A 16,325-nucleotide genomic window follows, 5' to 3' on the forward strand; every position below is an offset into this window, starting at 1 on the left:
CCCGATGAGCTTTCTCCGCGCCTGCGCGCTCAGCGAGCTGGCCGAGGACGTGCCCCGGCGCGTCGACCTCAACGGCGTGCCGGTCTCCGTCGTCCGCACCGACGAGGGGGTGTTCGCGATCAACGACACCTGCTCGCACGCGAACGTCTCGCTCTCCGAGGGCGAGGTCGAGGACTGCATGATCGAGTGCTGGCTGCACGGCTCCAGCTTCGACCTGCGCACCGGCAAGCCCTCCGGCCTGCCCGCCACCAAGCCGGTCGCTGTCTACCCCGTAAAGATCGAAGGGGACGATGTGCTCGTCTCCGTCAACCAGGAGTCCTGAGTACATATGGCAACCCTTGAAATCCGCGACCTGCACGTCTCCGTCGAGGCCGAGAACGGCCCCCGCGAGATCCTGAAGGGCGTCGACCTGACCGTGAAGCAGGGCGAGACCCACGCGATCATGGGTCCGAACGGCTCCGGCAAGTCCACCCTGGCCTACTCGCTGGCCGGCCACCCGAAGTACACCGTCACCGGCGGCAGCGTCCTGCTGGACGGCGAGAACGTCCTGGAGATGTCCGTCGACGAGCGCGCCCGCGCCGGCGTCTTCCTGGCCATGCAGTACCCGGTCGAGGTCCCCGGCGTCTCGGTCTCCAACTTCCTGCGCACCGCCGCCACCGCCGTCCGCGGCGAGGCCCCCAAGCTGCGGCTCTGGGTCAAGGAGGTCAAGGAGGCGATGGCCGGTCTGCAGATGGACCCGGCGTTCGCCGAGCGCAACGTCAACGAGGGCTTCTCCGGCGGCGAGAAGAAGCGCCACGAGATCCTCCAGCTGGAGCTGCTCAAGCCGAAGATCGCGATCCTCGACGAGACCGACTCCGGCCTGGACGTCGACGCGCTGCGGGTCGTCTCCGAGGGCATCAACCGGGTCCGCTCGACCGGCGAGGTCGGCACCCTGCTGGTCACGCACTACACCCGCATCCTGCGGTACATCAAGCCCGATTACGTCCACGTCTTCGCGGGCGGCCGCATCGTCGAGTCCGGCGGCGCCGAGCTGGCCGACAAGCTGGAGAACGAGGGCTACGAGGCCTACGTGAAGGGCGGCGCTTCCGAGTGACCCATACGTTTACGGGACTGCTCGACACCGACGCGATCCGCAAGGACTTCCCGGTCCTGCAGCGGTTGCTGCACGACGACAAGCCGCTGGTCTACCTGGACAACGCGGCCACCTCGCAGAAGCCGCGCCAGGTGCTGGAGGCGCTGAACGCGTACTACGAGCGGCACAACGCCAACGTCCACCGCGGCGTGCACGTGCTCGCCGAGGAGGCCACGGCGCTGTACGAGGGCGCCCGTGACAAGGTCGCGGCGTTCGTCAACGCGCCGAGCCGCAACGAGGTCGTCTTCACCAAGAACGCCTCCGAGTCGCTCAACCTGGTCGCCAACATGCTGACCTGGGCGGACGAGCCGTACCGCGTGGACGCCGACTCCGAGATCGTGATCACGGAGATGGAGCACCACTCCAACATCGTCCCGTGGCAGCTGCTCTCGCAGCGCACCGGCGCGAAGCTGAAGTGGTTCGGGCTGACCGACGAGGGCCGGCTCGATCTCTCGAACATCGACGAGCTGATCACCGAGAAGACCAAGGTCGTCTCCTTCACCCTCGTCTCCAACCTGCTCGGTACGGTCAACCCGGTCGAGACCATCGTGCGCAAGGCCCAGTCGGTCGGCGCGCTGGTCGTCATCGACGCCTCGCAGGCCGCGCCGCACATGGTGCTCGACGTGCAGGCGCTGGAGGCCGACTTCGTCGCCTTCACCGGCCACAAGATGCTGGCCCCGACCGGCATCGGCGTGCTCTGGGGCCGTCAGGAGCTGCTGGAGGACCTCCCGCCGTTCCTCGGCGGCGGCGAGATGATCGAGACCGTCACCATGGGCTCGTCCACCTACGCCCCGGCACCGCACAAGTTCGAGGCCGGCACCCCGCCGATCGCCCAGGCGGTCGGGCTGGGCGCGGCGATCGACTACCTGTCGGGCATCGGCATGGAGAAGATCGCGGCCCACGAGCACGCCATCACCGCGTACGCGGTCGAGCGGCTGCTCGAAGTCCCGGACCTGCGGATCATCGGTCCGCGCACGGCCGTGGACCGCGGTGCGGCGATCTCGTTCACGCTGGGCGACATCCACCCGCACGACGTGGGCCAGGTGCTGGACGAGCAGGGCATCGCCGTGCGCGTCGGCCACCACTGCGCGCGGCCGGTCTGCCTGCGGTACGGAATTCCGGCGACCACACGGGCGTCGTTCTATCTGTACTCGACGCCGGGCGAGGTCGACGCCCTGATCGACGGCCTGCACCACGTCCGGAACTTCTTCGGCTGACGGGACGGGGCGCGACGATCATGAAGCTCGACTCGATGTACCAGGACATCATCCTGGACCACTACCGCAACCCGCACGGCAAGGGGCTGCGGGACGGTGACGCCGAGGTGCACCACGTCAACCCCACCTGCGGGGACGAGATCACCCTGCGGGTGAAGCTCGACGGTGCCACGGTCGCCGACGTCTCGTACGAGTCGCAGGGCTGCTCGATCAGCCAGGCCAGCGCCTCCGTGCTGAACGACCTGGTGGTCGGCCGCACCGTCGGCGAGGCGCAGGCCGTCCAGGAGGCCTTCCTGGAGCTCATGCAGAGCAAGGGCCAGGGCGAGGGCGACGAGGAGGTGCTGGAGGACGCGGTCGCGTTCGCCGGCGTCTCCAAGTACCCCGCCCGGGTCAAGTGCGCGCTGCTGAGCTGGATGGCCTGGAAGGACGCCACCGCCAAGGCGCTCGCCGGGCAGCCCGCCGTCCACGACACCACCGACTGACGCAGAAGAGGAGGACCGAGACCATGAGCGAAACCACCGAGACGCCCGCCCCTTCCGCTGAGGGGGGCCCGACCGTCATCGTCGGCACCACCGCCGGCACCGTCTCCGTCGAGGACCTGACCGAGGCCCTGATGGACGTCGTCGACCCCGAACTGGGCATCGACGTCGTCAACCTGGGCCTGATCTACGGCATCCACATCGACGAGTCCGACGTGGCCACCATCGACATGACGCTCACCTCGGCGGCCTGCCCGCTGACCGACGTCATCGAGGACCAGGCCAAGACGGCCACCGACGGCCTCGTCCAGGACCTGAAGATCAACTGGGTCTGGATGCCGCCGTGGGGCCCCGACAAGATCACCGACGACGGCCGCGACCAGCTCCGGGCGCTGGGCTTCAACGTCTGAGACCGGTCGAGCGTCAACCCGCTGCCGCGCGAGTCTCCCCTTCGGGGGAAGTATTCGCGCGGCAGTGGTATATCTGCGAGCGGGTGGCGAGAGTGCTGCCGTGACCACGGAGGGAGCGACGCGATGGCTGTGGAAGCGATCGGGCATTGGACGTTGCCCGACTCGGCGTACGCCATGTGGGTCCGCGGTGAGCTCGACGCATACCTGCGGATCCCGGACGACGGCACGCGGGTCGAGGTGGTCGGAGGGGAGTTCGTCGTGTCACCAGCACCCGTCTTCGCCCACGCGGTGATCCTGTCGGACATCCAGCGTGGCATCGACTACGCCCGCTTCCAGGACCCCGCCCATCCCTGGCGGGTGGTACAGGCGATCAATCTTGATCTTGTCGAGGTCGGGGACGGCTACATCCCCGACCTCGTCGTGATGGATGCCGAGGTGGAGGAGCGCGGGCTCGCGGAGAACGCCACCTATCTCCGGCCGGACCAGATCGGCCTGGTGGTCGAAGTGACCTCCTCGTCGAACGCGCACAACGACCGCCGTCCGGTACTGGGCCGACGGGTCAAGCCCACCAGATGGAGCGGGTACGCGCGGACCGGCGTGCCGTACTACCTGCTCGTGGACCGTGATCCGAGGGATCCGGGAGTCACCCTGTTCGGTGAGCCGGATCGCCGGGAGGGCAGCTACGCGGTCCTGGGCGAGTGGAAGTTTGGGGACACGGTCCGGCTGCCGAGTCCCTTCGGGTTCGAGTTCCGCACGAACACCTGGAAACCCTGGACCGCATGACACGGCAGACGCCGCCGCCCGGGACGGAATCCGTCCCGGGCGGCGGCGTTGTGGCGTGCGTCAGGCGGTCTTCGGCCGGCGGGCCACCACGGCGGCCAGGGCCAGGCAGACGGTCGCGGCGAGGGCGACGAAGCCGCTGGTGGCCGGGAGCAGGCCGTAGCGCTGGACGAGGGCGCCGACGCCGACGATCGGCAGGGAGGAGCCGAGGTAGACGATGACCCAGAGCGAGCTGAGCTCCGAGCCCCGGCGTTCGGGGTTCATCGCCGCCACGGCGGAGGTGAAGAGTGAACGGAAGGCGACGCCCTGGCAGGCGCCGCCCAGCACGCTGCCGATGAACAGCAGCGCCGGGGTGCCGGTGTACTGGGCGGTGACGACCAGGCCGAGGCCGGCCGCCAGGCCGGTCAGGCCCAGGGCGATGACCAGGCGGTCCGCGGTCGGCGGGACGAGCAGCTGGGCGAGGGCCGAGGAGCCGAGCAGCAGGGCCGCCACGACGGCGCCGGTCAGCCGGGAGTCGGTGTGCAGCAGCTTGGCGGAGAACGCCGGAGCCAGGCTGAGGTAGACGCCGAAGACCGCGTACGAGACGAAGCCGGCGCCGGAGGCGAGCAGGAACTCGCGCCGGCCGGAGGTCGGCAGGGCGAGCCGTTGCGGGCGCAGGTGGGCCGGCATGGTGATCCGCGGCGGGGAGGCCGGCGGGCGGTTGCGGCCGGGCATCCGGGGGTGCACCACGGCGAGCGGCACGCAGAGCGCGAGCAGGGCGACGGCGTGCAGCAGGAACGGGGTCAGCAGCGGGTCCGAGCCGCCCGCCAGCAGGGCGCCGACCACCGGGCCGAGCGCGACGCCGCCGGCCGAACAGGCGAGGGTGAGCTTGGCGGCCAGGGTGGGGTGCTCGGGCAGCAGGTCGCCGAGGGCGGCGCCGGCGGCGCCGGTGGACAGGCCCACCGCGATGCCCTGGACGGCGCGGCCGGCGGCGAGCTGCCAGAAGCTGCCGGCGGTGGCGAAGACGGCGTCGCCGGCGGCGGCCAGGGCCACCGCGGGCAGGATCATGGCCCGTCGGCCGAGGTGGTCCGACCAGTGGCCGACCGCGGCGAGCACCGGGACGAGCGCGAACACGTAGATCGTGAAGAGGATCGTGGTGTCGAGCGCGGTCAGCGCCAGCCGCTGCTGGAGCAGCGGGTAGATCGGGGTCGCCAGGTTGGCGCCGATCAGCATGAAGAGGAGGGCGGCGGCGACGAGGCCGACGCGGACACCGCGCAGCGCGTTCCAGCGGCTGATCGCGGCGAGCTGGAGCTGGGCCCGGGGGGCGAGCTCCAGGGGAAGCAGGGCCTCCGACAGTCGGCGTCCGTCGAGCTGCGCGGTGCGCAGGCCGGAGCCGGCAGGGGAGAGGTCCGCCATGGCAGGGGTCTCCTGTGGCCGGGCACCACCGGGGTCGGCGGGGTGTGCCGGCGTCCCGTCCGGGGGCGCTGTGGTGTGGCCTCGGTGCGGGGTCCCTGGTGGGGCGAGTGAGCGTGAGGGGTGCCCTCCCGTCCGCTGCCGGACGAGGAGGAAGGGGGGCTTCGTTGCCCGGTGGCCCGCGCGGGGTGTGCACGGCACCATTGCGAAGGATAAGGGGTGGGCGCACGCCCGCGGCGCGCGCCCCTGGAGGCCAAGCATCGGGCCTGCCGTCCCTATACGCTGAGGTAGGAGACCGGTACGCGGAGCTGATCGGCTGACCGCAGGCTGTAGGGAGAACGCGCAACGATGGCCGGACGACGTCGGAAGAACGCTGGGGCCGCTGCGACGGGCACCCCGGGCGAGGGAGCGGTGCTCCCCGCCGACCTGGAGCTGCAGGACCTCTACGGGGCGTTCGCCGCGCACGGGCTGGACGACGAGGACCTGGACGATGCGGCCGTGCTGGTGCCGCCGGTGAAGCTGCCCGCCGAGGCGGAGCTCGCCGCACAGGCGAAGGCGGTGCCGATCTTCGGCTACGCGCTGAAGCTGGCCCGCTGGGCGGCCCCGCACCGGGCCGTGGACGAGTTCGGGGACCTCACCGGGCCGGACCGGGAGCCGGCCGCCCGGCTGCTCGGCCTCGCCCCGGAGCAGGGCGACGCGCCCGAGGAGGCCGTGGTCGAGGCGATGCGGGCCTGGTCGCTGGCGTGCGACCTGGACCTGGTCGAGATCGGCACGACCGCGGCCGGCGAGCACGTGGCCGTGCCCGGGCCGGACTTGGAGCCGGCCGAGGAGGGGGACCCGGAGACGGTCCTGGAGCTCTGGCTCACCGCTGCCGGGATCGTCCGGGAGCTGGCGGTGGAGGCGGACTCGCTGCCCGAGGACGGGGACGAGGAGCCGTCGGGCGAGGAGGACGAGGAGGACGAGGAGCAGCTCGCGCAGGTCGAGGACGCCCGGGACGAGGCCGCCGAGCTGCTCGACGAGGCGCTCCAGGTGCTGTACGAGACGACCGCCTTCGCCGACCCCGGCAGCGAGACCGTGCCGCTCGGCGTGCTGGCCGCGCTGCTGGTCGTCCCGGAGGGCGAGGAGCCGAGCGAGGAACTGCTCGGCGACATCACCGACGTGATGGTCGCGCTGGACCCCATGCTGGGGGACCTCTCCGAGCTCGGCCTGCTGGAGTACCGCCCGATCGACCCGGAGCTGTTCGACGAGGAGGAGGGCGAGGAGGGCGCGGAGCCGGCCGGACCCGCCGTCGGCGAGGAGCCGCTCGACGAGGAGGAGTCGGCCCGCTTCGGCCTGGTCCGGCTCACCCCGCTCGGCCAGTACGGCATCCGGCAGTGGCTGCTGGAGGACGGCTACGACGCCCCGCTGGTCGGTGAGCTCGCCCAGGGCGACGCCGCCGAGCTGCTGAGCGCGGTCTGCGAGGCGGCCAACGTGCTGCCCGAGGAGGAGCTGCGGGTCTGGGTCACCGGCCGGGAGCCGGTGGCGGCGGCCCGTGAGCTGCTCGCCGCGGCGCGCGGCAGCGACGCGTACGCGCCGATGCGCCGGATGCTCTGCCAGCAGGCGCTGACGATGCTCGGGGAGCCCGCCGGTCCCGCCGTCCGGGAGGTGCTGGACGACCCGGAGCTGGGCGGGGGCGCGCGGGCCTGGCTCGTCGGGCTGGGCGCCACCGACGTGCCCGTGCCGGAGCGGACGATGGTGCTCTGGACGGTGATCGACACCTTCGCCGCCCAGCTGCTCGACACCGGCGGGGACGCCGCGCTGCTGCGCGAGCTGATCGCCGAGCTGCCGGTGACCGGCAACCCGGCGAGCTACTTCGGCGAGCTCTGGCGGGTCGACCACCCGTACACGGCGGACGTGCTGGACACGGTCGGGGAGCTGCACCTGGACCGGGCGGTGGCCAAGGAGGCCCGCAAGGCGGCCTTCAAGGCGCGTTCGAAGAGCTGACGGGGTCGGCCCCTCGGGCCGGACCGGGACGGGACGGTGGGGCTGCGGCCGGGGGCGGGGGCGGTACGCCGCACCCGCGGCCCGGCTCCGCCCGGCCCTACGGGAGGTCCAGCGAGCCGTCCTCGGTGAAGGGGAAGAACGGGTTGTGGGCCAGCTCCCAGAGGTGGCCGTCCAAGTCCTCGAAGTAGCCGGAGTAGCCGCCCCAGCTGGTCGCGGCCGGGGGCTTGACCACCGTGGCGCCGGCCGCGACGGCCGTCTTCAGGGCGGTGTCCACCCGCTCGGGCGACTCCAGGTTCACCGCGAGGGTGACGCCCCGGAACGACGGCTCGCCGGTGGCGGGCACGCCCGCGTCGGCGGCGAGCTCCTCGTACGGGAAGAGCCCGAGCACCGAGTCGGCCGTGCGGAACCAGACGATCTCCGGGCTGGAGGCCGAGGAGCGCTGCCACCCCAGCGCCTCGTAGAACCGGGCGGAGGCGTCGAGGTCGGCCACGCCGAGGGTGACGATGCTGATTCTGGCGGGGAAGTCCTTGGCTGCTGTCATGCCCGACAGCGTAGGAAGCCGGACTGACAAACCACGGCCCTGACACGGCATCCGGCGGGCCGATCCGCCCGCCGGACCAGAGGAGCTGATGACCCGGCAGGTCGCGCCACGTATCGTGGTCCCGCAGGTGCGCGGAGCGGTGAGGACTTGGGGGGTGCGGCGCGGGATGACGCGGGAGAGCGGCGGCAGGCAGGACGGTCTCCGGGGCGACGGGCCGGGGCGGGTGGCCCCGCGCGGACGGGAGGACCGCTTCACCGACCAGGAGGACTTCGCCCGCCGCATGCTCGCCGCGGCGGACTTCCCCGTGTACGGCGTCGCGTCCGGGGTGGCCCGGGAGGGCGACGCGCTGGCCGCGTTCGAGACCTCCGACGGGCTGCTCTGCTGGGTCGAGGTGCGCTCCGGCGACCGGAGCGCCGCCGACGGCCCGTACCTGACCGTCCGCACCCACCGGCCCGGTGCCGGGGGCGGCGCCGCCCTGCCCGAGCTGGAGGACGTGGTCGAGGACGAGCGCGACCGGGTGTACGAGCAGCTCGGCGTGGACGAGGTCGACTGCCCGGCGCGGGTCCGGGCGCTGCGCGAGTGGATCACCGTGGACGGCGAGCCGCGGGCGGTCGAGGTGCACGAGGACCGGCGCGAGGTCTGGGAGCGCCCGGAGGACCGCCTCCCCGGGGTCTGCGCCAAGCCGGGCGCCGGGCCGGTCTGGGCCGGCCGGTTCGTGGTCGGCGGGGTGACCGTCACCGTCTGCGGGCGCGGCGTGCCGCCCGGCGCGATCGAACTGGCACCCGTCGACGACATCGAGCGCTACCTGCGCGGCCGGACGGCGCTGCTGCGCGCACTGGCCTCCCGGCGCGGCCCGCACGTACCGGTGGAGGAGCGCGAACTCGCCCCGGCCACCGGGCTGGAGGCGCACCGGGCGGTGATCGAGCACAGCATCGCGGAGTCCGCCGCGATCGAGGCGCAGGTCCGGGCCGGGCGGACGCCCCGGCTGCCGCGCGGGCTGCGCGGGGAGACCGGCGCGCTGCGCTGGGAGGCCGCGGTGCGCCAGCAGATGCGGCTGGCCTCGGAGCGCCGCGAGGAGGCGGTCGCGGCGGTGACGTCGATGGTCAACCACCTCAACCGGCTCTCCCGGCAGACCCAGTGGGTGGTCGGCACGCCGGACGGCGAGGCCGCCGTCGAGGAGGTGGTCCGCTACACGGTGTTCGCCAGCGAGGTGGCGAGCCTGCCGGCGCAGCGGGCCTGGGAGCAGCTCTGGCGGGACCGCCCGGCCGCCGACGGGGACGGCTGGGAGGAGCAGCAGCTCGGCGAGCAGCTCTGGCTGGCGGCCTGGGAGCAGTGGCGGTCGGCGCGCGCCTGCCGGTGAGCGGTGAGCGGTGAGCGGCGTGCTGTGCGGGGTGCGCGGTGGGCTGTACGCGTGGGCGGTGTGCGGCGAACGGTGGGCGACGATGCTGTGACCTGTGGTGCGCACGGCAAAGAACAAGTCATGCGTTTGCATAAGGTCGGCAAATGAACACCCTGACGCGGTGTCCGATTCATCGGGCGTTCACTGCACCGGCGGAGTCTCTGGGCGTCGACGACTGCCTCGACACCTCGCACGCCACGTACCGGGTTCGCCCCCGGTCGGTGCCCCACCACTCAGGAGTGACTCACATGTCGCTGTCCCGCCGGGACTTCGTCAACCGTTCCACCCTCGTCGGGGCCGGTGTCCTGATCGCCGGCAGCGCCGAGGCGCTGGCCAGCGCTCCGGGCGCGATCGCCGCCCCGGTCGGCGGCGAGGCGCCGGTCGCCGCGGCCGTCGAGGCCGAGCGCGTGGCCGTCGGCTACGGCCCGCTGGCCGCCGACGCCGAGGGCCTGCTCGCGCTGCCCAAGGGCTTCACGTACAAGGTCGTGAACCGGGCCGGTGTCACCAAGCTGCGCACCGGTGAGTTCACCCCGAGCAACCACGACGGCACCTCGGCGTTCGAGGACGAGCGCGGCGGCAACCTCATGGTCGTCAACCACGAGCTGGGCGGCGCCCGCGCCAACTGGCCCTACCCGGTGCCGCTGACCGAGGGCCACGTCTACGACCCGGGCGCGGCCGGCGGTTGCACCATCGTGCACGCCAAGGCCAACGGCACGGTCGAGCAGTGGGTCGGCATCGCCGGCACCGCCACCAACTGCGCGGGCGGCGTGACCCCGTGGGGCACCTGGCTGTCCGGCGAGGAGACCGAGGACAAGGCCGGCAAGAACGGCTTCACCAAGGACCACGGCTACATCTTCGAGGTCGACCCGTTCGACGACGAGTACAACCAGGACCCGCAGCCGGTGAAGGCCTTCGGCCGCTACGCCCACGAGGCCGTCGTCGTCGACCCGAAGCGCGGTCACGTCTACCTGACCGAGGACGCCTCGAACCCCAACGGCCTGCTGTTCCGCTGGACCCCGCCGGCCGGCTTCAAGCACGGCCGCTACCAGCTGCGCAAGCTGGCCGCCGACGCCGGCGTGCTGGAGGCCTTCAAGGTCTTCGACGCCCAGGGCAAGTTCGTCGACGACCTCTCCCGCGCCACCAAGGTCGGCACCACCTACGGCGTGGACTGGGTCAAGGTCCAGGACCGCGACGCCAGGACCGTCTCGATCCGCAAGCAGTTCAAGGAGGGCGAGGTCACCCGCGCCCGCAAGCTGGAGGGCATGTGGTGGGGTGACGGCGGCTTCTACTTCGTCTCCAGCTTCGCCCGCTCGGAGAGCCCGGTGCAGCACGACGGCCAGGTCTGGTTCTACAGCCCCGTCCGCCGCACCATCACCCTGAAGGTCCTGCTGGGCGTCAACTCCGACGTCTGGGGCGACCACGACAACTTCGACGGCCCGGACAACATCACCGTCTCGCCCTACGGCGGCATCGTGATCGCCGAGGACGGCGAGGGTGTGTCGCACCTGTTCGGCGCCACCGAGGACGGGCTGACCTACCCGATCGCCCGCAACGAGCTGAACATCGGCAGCGCCGAGAAGCCCGAGTTCAGCGAGTTCACCGGCGTCACCTTCTCGGACGACGGCAAGACCCTCTTCGCCAACATCCAGACCCCGGGCATCCAGCTGGCCATCACCGGCCCGTGGCACCGGCTGAACGAGCACAAGCGCGGCCAGGGCTACGGCGCCTGAGCCCCGCTGTCGTGACGGAAGGGGCCCGCTCCGGCGGGCCCCTTCCCGGCGTTCGGGGCGCCTCGGGCGCCTCGGGCGCCTCGGGCGCCTCGGGGTTCGCGGGGGCCTCCGGGCCTTTCGGGGGCCTTCGGCGGGCGGCCGTCAGCCCTCGGCGGGCAGCCGGAGCTGGAGCATGGCCAGCAGCCGCTGCTGCGGCTGGGTCAGGTCGATGCCGGTCAGCTGTTCGGCCCGGCGCACCCGGTAGCGCAGGGTGTTGGGGTGGATGTGCAGGGCGTCCGCGGCGACCCGGACCTCGCCGAGCGCGTCCAGCCAGGCCAGCACCGACTCGGCGAGCCGGGTGCCGTGCCGGCGGTCGTAGTCGGCCAGCGCCGTCAGCCGCGGGTCGCGCAGGCCGCCGCGCTCCTGCAGCAGCGCCAGCATCTCGCTGACCAGCACCTCCGCCTGGACGTCGATCAGCGCGGCGACCTCCAGCTCCACCCCGCCGCGCCCCATCGCGTCCAGGATCCGGTCCGCCTGGGCCCGGGAGTCGGGCACCTGGGCCAGACCGTCCACCGTCGAGCCGATCGCCGCCCGCAGCGGGACCCCGAGGTGGTCCCGGGCCGCCTCCACCACCTCCTGCGCCCAGCCGCGGACCGTCGTCATCGGCAGCCCGGCGGGCAGGTCGGGCAGCAGCACGTACACCCGGGACTCGATCGGGGCGAGCAGCGCGGCGCGGTGCCGGGCGGCGGTGTGCACCGAGATCAGGCCGGTCACCTCGGTGCGGGTGAGCGCCTCGGTGGCCCGGGCGCCGTACGCCAGGACGGTGGCCGGGCGGCGCAGGTCCAGGCCGAGGTGGGTGGCCAGCGACTGCGGGCCGGTCGAGCCCTCCAGCAGGCCGGTGAGCAGGGTCCGGGTCAGCCGGACGTCCGCCGACAGCTCCCGGCGGCGGCGCACCAGCTGGGCCGCCGCCACCCGGGCCGCACCGACCAGGGCCTGTTCGGCGAGCGGGGCGAGCGGCTGGGCGCCCTCCTGGACCCAGATGGTGCCGAGCGGCTGCGCACCCGTCCGGATGCCGATCGCCAGGCGCCGGCGCAGGCCCAGCTCGGGGTGCGGGTCGACCGCGATCGGCGTGTCCGAGCTGCGCAGGTGCTGGAAGATGCCCCACTCGCGGAGCTTGGAGAGGTACGGCTCGGGGCCCTGCCAGCCGAGGATGGAGAGCCGCCGGAGGTCGTCGACCTCGTCCGAGTCGGAGGAGCGGGAGTAGGCCAGCACCCGGCTGGAGGTGTCCTCGATCGAGACGATGCCGTGGGTGAGCACGGCGACGGTCTGGGCGAGCGAGAAGAGGTCGCCGGCGTTGTGCTCGGGGGCGCCGGCACCGTCCGGGGCGTCCGGCCCGGCGATGATCGCCCGGGCCAGCGAGTCCAGGTGCTCCCAGCGGGTCTCCCGGCGGACGGAGAGCAGCGCCACCCCCGCCTCGGTGGCGGCCTCGCGCAGGGCGTCGGCCTGGCCGGGGGCGTCCAGCTTCACGGCGACGGCCGCGGCCCCGGCCCGGCCGGCCGCGCGCAGGGCGGGGAGGGCGGCCCGGCCGCGGGCGCCGATGGCGAGGACGAGTTCGCCGGCGGCGGCGACGGGTGGGTCCTCCGGGTCGAGGATCGCGACGTCGCGGACCGGGACGTCCAGGCCCAGCGGGGCGGCCTGGAGCTCGACCAGCGGTTCGCCGAGCGACATCAGCAACTGGCGCAGGGGGAGTCCGGCGGGCTGGGACACCGGCGCTTCCTTCATCGGGTCGGACAACGGCGTACCGGCGATTTTAGCCGGGCGGACAGGGAGCGGACGAGGAGCCGTCGGGGAACGGGCCGAGGGCCGGAGCAGTCCGGGACCGGAGCGCGCGGGCGGCCGCCGCCGTGACCGCTCCGTGATCCCTTCGTCGGGCCGGACAACGCCGTACGGGGGACTTTAGCCGCCCGGCCAATCATGTGAGCCCCGGTGCAGGAATAGCGTTCGTCCTGTGGCCGACGTGCGACCCACGCCGGCATCCCCCATGAACCGAAGGAGAGCGTGCGCTCATGGATGCTGTGACCCAGGTCCCCGCGCCGGTGAACGAGCCGGTCCACAGCTACGCCCCCGGCAGCCCGGAACGGGCCCGCCTGGAGGCGAAGCTGAAGGAGCTGGGCGGCCAGGAGCCGGTCCAGCTGACCATGACGATCAACGGTGAGCGCCGGATGGGCGCCGGCACCGAGATCCACGTCGTCCAGCCGCACAACCACGCGGCGAGGCTCGGCACCCTGCGCAACGCCACCCAGGCCGACGCGCAGGACGCCATCGACACTGCCCTGGCCGCTGCTCCGGCCTGGCAGGCGCTCTCCTTCGACTCGCGGGCCGCGATCTTCCTCAAGGCCGCCGACCTGCTGGCCGGCCCCTGGCGCGAGACCCTGGCCGCCGCCACCATGCTCGGCCAGTCCAAGACCGCCCAGCAGGCCGAGATCGACACCCCGTGCGAGCTGGTCGACTTCCTGCGGTTCAACGTGCACTTCGCCCGGCAGATCATGGCCGAGCAGCCGATCTCCTCGGACGGCGTGTGGAACCGCAGCGACCACCGCCCGCTGGAGGGCTTCGTCTACGCGATCACCCCGTTCAACTTCACCGCCATCGCCGGCAACCTGCCGACCGCGCCGGCGCTGATGGGCAACGTGGTGCTCTGGAAGCCCTCCCCGACCCAGCAGTTCTCCGCGCACCTGCTGATGCAGCTGCTGGAGGAGGCCGGGCTCCCCAAGGGCGTCATCAACATGGTCACCGGTGACGGCCTGGACGTCTCCGCCGTCGCGCTGAAGCACCCGGCGCTGGCCGGCATCCACTTCACCGGCTCCACCGCGACCTTCCAGCACCTGTGGCGCGAGGTCGGCACCAACATCGCCGGCTACCGCACCTACCCGCGGATCGTCGGCGAGACCGGCGGCAAGGACTTCCTGGTCGCCCACCCGTCCGCCGACCCGGCCGTGCTGAAGACCGCGATGACCCGCGGCGCCTTCGAGTTCCAGGGCCAGAAGTGTTCGGCGCTGTCCCGCGCCTACGTGCCGGCCTCGATCTGGGCCGGCCTCAAGGACGGCTTCCGCGACGAGGTCGACGGCCTCACCATGGGCGACGTCTCCGACCTGTCGAACTTCATGTCGGCCGTCATCGACGAGCGCTCCTTCGCCAAGAACAAGGCCGCCCTCGACCGGGCCCAGGCGGACCCGCAGGTCGAGGTGCTGGCCGGCGGCACGTACGACGACTCGGTCGGCTACTTCGTCCGTCCGACCGTGCTGGTCTGCCAGGACCCGGCGAGCGAGTACTTCAAGGACGAGTACTTCGGCCCGATCCTCGCCGTGTACGTCTACGAGGACGAGAAGTACGACGAGATGCTGGCGCAGATGGAGTCGGTGTCGCCCTACGGCCTGACCGGCGCGATCATCGCCCAGGACCGCGCCGCCGCCCAGGACGCCATGCACAAGCTGCGCTTCGCGGCCGGCAACTTCTACATCAACGACAAGCCGACCGGCGCGGTCGTCGGCCAGCAGCCGTTCGGCGGCGGCCGGGCCTCCGGCACCAACGACAAGGCCGGCGCCAAGCAGAACCTGGCGCGCTGGACGTCGACCCGTTCGGTCAAGGAGACCTTCGTCCCGCCGACGGACTACCGCTACCCGCACATGGGCTGAGTGCCCCACCGCGCCCGGTCCCGCAGCCGGGAGCATCCGGGCGGCGGACCCCACCCCCGGTCCGCCGCCCGCTTTCTGCCACCCTTAGAAGCACCAGCTCCAGGAGTCACGATGCTCCGTTCCGCCCTTCTCGCGGCCTCCCGCTCCCCGCAGGTCCGCACCGTGGTCGAGAAGTTCCCGCCGACCCACGCCATAGTCGAGCGCTTCGTCGCCGGCGAGGCCCTCGACGACGCCGTCACCGCCTGCGACGACCTCGTCGCCACCGGCCGCACGGTCACCCTGGACCACCTCGGTGAGGACACCAAGGACGCCGCCCAGGCCGCCGGCACCGCCGAGGCGTACGAGCACCTGCTCGCCGCCCTCAAGGACACCGGCCTCGCGGCCGGCGCCGAGGTCTCGGTGAAGCTGTCCGCCGTCGGTCAGTTCCTGCCGGTCGACGGCGAGAAGATCGCGCTGGAGAACGCCCGCCGGATCTGCGAGGCCGCCGCCGACGCCGGCACCACGGTGACCCTCGACATGGAGGACCACACCACCACCGACTCCACCCTCGCCATCGCGCGCGAGCTGCGGGCCGACTTCCCCTGGCTGGGCGTCGTCCTCCAGGCCTACCTGCGCCGCACCGAGGCCGACTGCCGCGAGTTCTCCGGCGCCGGCTCCCGGGTGCGCCTGTGCAAGGGTGCCTACAAGGAGCCCGAGTCGGTGGCGTTCCAGGGCAAGCACGAGGTCGACCTCGCGTACGTCCGCGCCCTGAAGGTGCTGATGGCGGGCGAGGGCTACCCGATGATCGCCTCGCACGACCCCAACATGATCAAGATCGCCGGCCAGCTCGCCCAGTGGAACGGCCGCAAGCGCGACTCCTTCGAGTACCAGATGCTGTACGGCATCCGCCCCGAGGAGCAGCTCCGCCTCGCCGGCGAGGGCAACACCATGCGCGTGTACCTGCCCTACGGCCAGGAGTGGTACGGCTACTTCATGCGCCGCCTCGCCGAGCGCCCGGCGAACCTGACCTTCTTCCTGCGCGCCATGGCGACGCGGGGCTGAGGCCCCAGTACCGCGAACGGCCCGCACCCCTTGTGGAAGGGGGGTGCGGGCCGGTCGTCGTACCTGTCAGCGGAAGGGCAGCGCCTCGGTGCTGCCACCGGTGAGCACTTGGGCGTACTCGTCGTAGGCCAGTGGGCGGTAGTTGACCACCGGGTCACCGGCCCGCACGAGGGCGGTGGCGCATCCAAGGCACCAGGACCGTGGCGGCTGCACGTCGAGGTCCTCGATCACCGCGGGGGCAGAGCACTGAGTGCAGTTCACCATCGGTTCCTCCGCGGGGGTGTCAGGCCCAGGTGGCGCCGCAGGAGGTGCAGCCCCATCGGCCTTCCATCGTCTGGTAGGTGGCCCCCGATCCGCAGACCGGGCAGGCGCGGGCGGCCGGCTCGTCGGCCCGCTCCAGCAGGGTACTGGGCGTCGGGTCGGCGACGGGCTGGAACTCGGTGATGGGCTGGTCGAGCAGGATCGCGCTCATGACTGTCTCCCAGGAACGGAGTGGCAGAGGTGCGCCGGCCGGGCACCACCAGAGAACCGGGTTGTGGCTCAGGCG

16 protein-coding genes are annotated in these 16,325 nt (G+C 72.5%); 11 read left to right on the plus strand and 5 right to left on the minus strand.

All coding sequences use genetic code 11. The features are described 5' to 3' along the window. The first annotated feature begins 4 nt into the window (after nt 1-4). From OH807_RS29070 to OH807_RS29095, 6 genes are all read left to right on the plus strand, one after another. Nucleotides 5-322: a bifunctional 3-phenylpropionate/cinnamic acid dioxygenase ferredoxin subunit gene (locus OH807_RS29070; RefSeq protein ID WP_209411713.1), complete on the plus strand. Its 318-nt coding sequence runs from the start codon at nt 5-7 to the stop codon at nt 320-322. A 6-nt stretch (nt 323-328) separates the two neighbouring features. Beyond that, a complete protein-coding gene (gene sufC / locus OH807_RS29075) occupies nt 329-1,093 on the plus strand; it encodes a Fe-S cluster assembly ATPase SufC (RefSeq protein ID WP_406204537.1) in 765 nt (254 codons plus the stop codon). Next, nucleotides 1,090-2,349: a cysteine desulfurase gene (locus tag OH807_RS29080; RefSeq protein ID WP_406204540.1), complete on the plus strand. Its 1,260-nt coding sequence runs from the start codon at nt 1,090-1,092 to the stop codon at nt 2,347-2,349. Before sufC ends, OH807_RS29080 begins: the two co-directional genes overlap by 4 nt. Before the next feature lie 20 nt (nt 2,350-2,369). Further along, nucleotides 2,370-2,831 (plus strand): Fe-S cluster assembly sulfur transfer protein SufU, encoded by a 462-nt coding sequence (sufU, locus tag OH807_RS29085; protein WP_406204543.1) that lies wholly within the window; start codon nt 2,370-2,372, stop codon nt 2,829-2,831. A gap of 23 nt (nt 2,832-2,854) precedes the next feature. Then, nucleotides 2,855-3,238 carry a metal-sulfur cluster assembly factor gene (locus tag OH807_RS29090; RefSeq protein ID WP_406204546.1) on the plus strand — a complete coding sequence of 128 codons (384 nt, stop codon included), beginning with the start codon at nt 2,855-2,857 and terminating at the stop codon, nt 3,236-3,238. 123 nt (nt 3,239-3,361) lie between these two features. Beyond that, nucleotides 3,362-4,021 (plus strand): Uma2 family endonuclease, encoded by a 660-nt coding sequence (locus OH807_RS29095; protein ID WP_406204549.1) that lies wholly within the window; start codon nt 3,362-3,364, stop codon nt 4,019-4,021. Between the two features lie 60 nt (nt 4,022-4,081). On the opposite strand, the gene OH807_RS29100 is transcribed toward OH807_RS29095, so the two are convergent. After that, entirely contained in the window at nt 4,082-5,413 is a 1,332-nt protein-coding gene (locus OH807_RS29100; protein ID WP_406204552.1) for an MFS transporter, read from the minus strand. A gap of 408 nt (nt 5,414-5,821) precedes the next feature. Here OH807_RS29100 and OH807_RS29105 point away from each other — a divergent pair, with 408 nt between their 5' ends. Further along, nucleotides 5,822-7,393: a hypothetical protein gene (locus tag OH807_RS29105; protein WP_406204555.1), complete on the plus strand. Its 1,572-nt coding sequence runs from the start codon at nt 5,822-5,824 to the stop codon at nt 7,391-7,393. Nucleotides 7,394-7,490: 97 nt separating this feature from the next. Here OH807_RS29105 and OH807_RS29110 read toward each other — a convergent pair whose 3' ends face one another. Further along, nucleotides 7,491-7,934, minus strand: coding sequence for a VOC family protein (locus OH807_RS29110; RefSeq protein WP_406204558.1), 444 nt, complete (start codon nt 7,932-7,934; stop codon nt 7,491-7,493). A 166-nt stretch (nt 7,935-8,100) separates the two neighbouring features. Between OH807_RS29110 and OH807_RS29115 the strand changes: the two genes are divergently transcribed. Then, nucleotides 8,101-9,294, plus strand: coding sequence for a hypothetical protein (locus tag OH807_RS29115; protein WP_406204560.1), 1,194 nt, complete (start codon nt 8,101-8,103; stop codon nt 9,292-9,294). A gap of 287 nt (nt 9,295-9,581) precedes the next feature. Then, entirely contained in the window at nt 9,582-11,063 is a 1,482-nt protein-coding gene (locus OH807_RS29120; RefSeq protein WP_406204563.1) for an alkaline phosphatase PhoX, read from the plus strand. A 141-nt stretch (nt 11,064-11,204) separates the two neighbouring features. On the opposite strand, the gene OH807_RS29125 is transcribed toward OH807_RS29120, so the two are convergent. Further along, nucleotides 11,205-12,809, minus strand: coding sequence for a PucR family transcriptional regulator (locus tag OH807_RS29125; RefSeq protein ID WP_406204566.1), 1,605 nt, complete (start codon nt 12,807-12,809; stop codon nt 11,205-11,207). 299 nt (nt 12,810-13,108) lie between these two features. On the opposite strand from OH807_RS29125, the gene pruA reads away from it, so the two are divergent. Continuing rightward, entirely contained in the window at nt 13,109-14,737 is a 1,629-nt protein-coding gene (gene pruA / locus OH807_RS29130; RefSeq protein WP_406204569.1) for an L-glutamate gamma-semialdehyde dehydrogenase, read from the plus strand. 111 nt (nt 14,738-14,848) lie between these two features. Beyond that, nucleotides 14,849-15,778, plus strand: coding sequence for a proline dehydrogenase family protein (locus OH807_RS29135; RefSeq protein WP_406204571.1), 930 nt, complete (start codon nt 14,849-14,851; stop codon nt 15,776-15,778). 66 nt (nt 15,779-15,844) lie between these two features. Here OH807_RS29135 and OH807_RS29140 read toward each other — a convergent pair whose 3' ends face one another. Both OH807_RS29140 and OH807_RS29145 read right to left on the minus strand, forming a co-directional pair. After that, nucleotides 15,845-16,042, minus strand: coding sequence for a hypothetical protein (locus OH807_RS29140; protein ID WP_406204574.1), 198 nt, complete (start codon nt 16,040-16,042; stop codon nt 15,845-15,847). Between the two features lie 19 nt (nt 16,043-16,061). After that, nucleotides 16,062-16,250 carry a hypothetical protein gene (locus OH807_RS29145; protein WP_406204577.1) on the minus strand — a complete coding sequence of 63 codons (189 nt, stop codon included), beginning with the start codon at nt 16,248-16,250 and terminating at the stop codon, nt 16,062-16,064. Nucleotides 16,251-16,325: the final 75 nt, after the last annotated feature.

Source organism: Kitasatospora sp. NBC_01560, from assembly GCF_045208415.1.
Taxonomy (GTDB): Bacteria; Actinomycetota; Actinomycetes; order Streptomycetales; family Streptomycetaceae; genus Kitasatospora.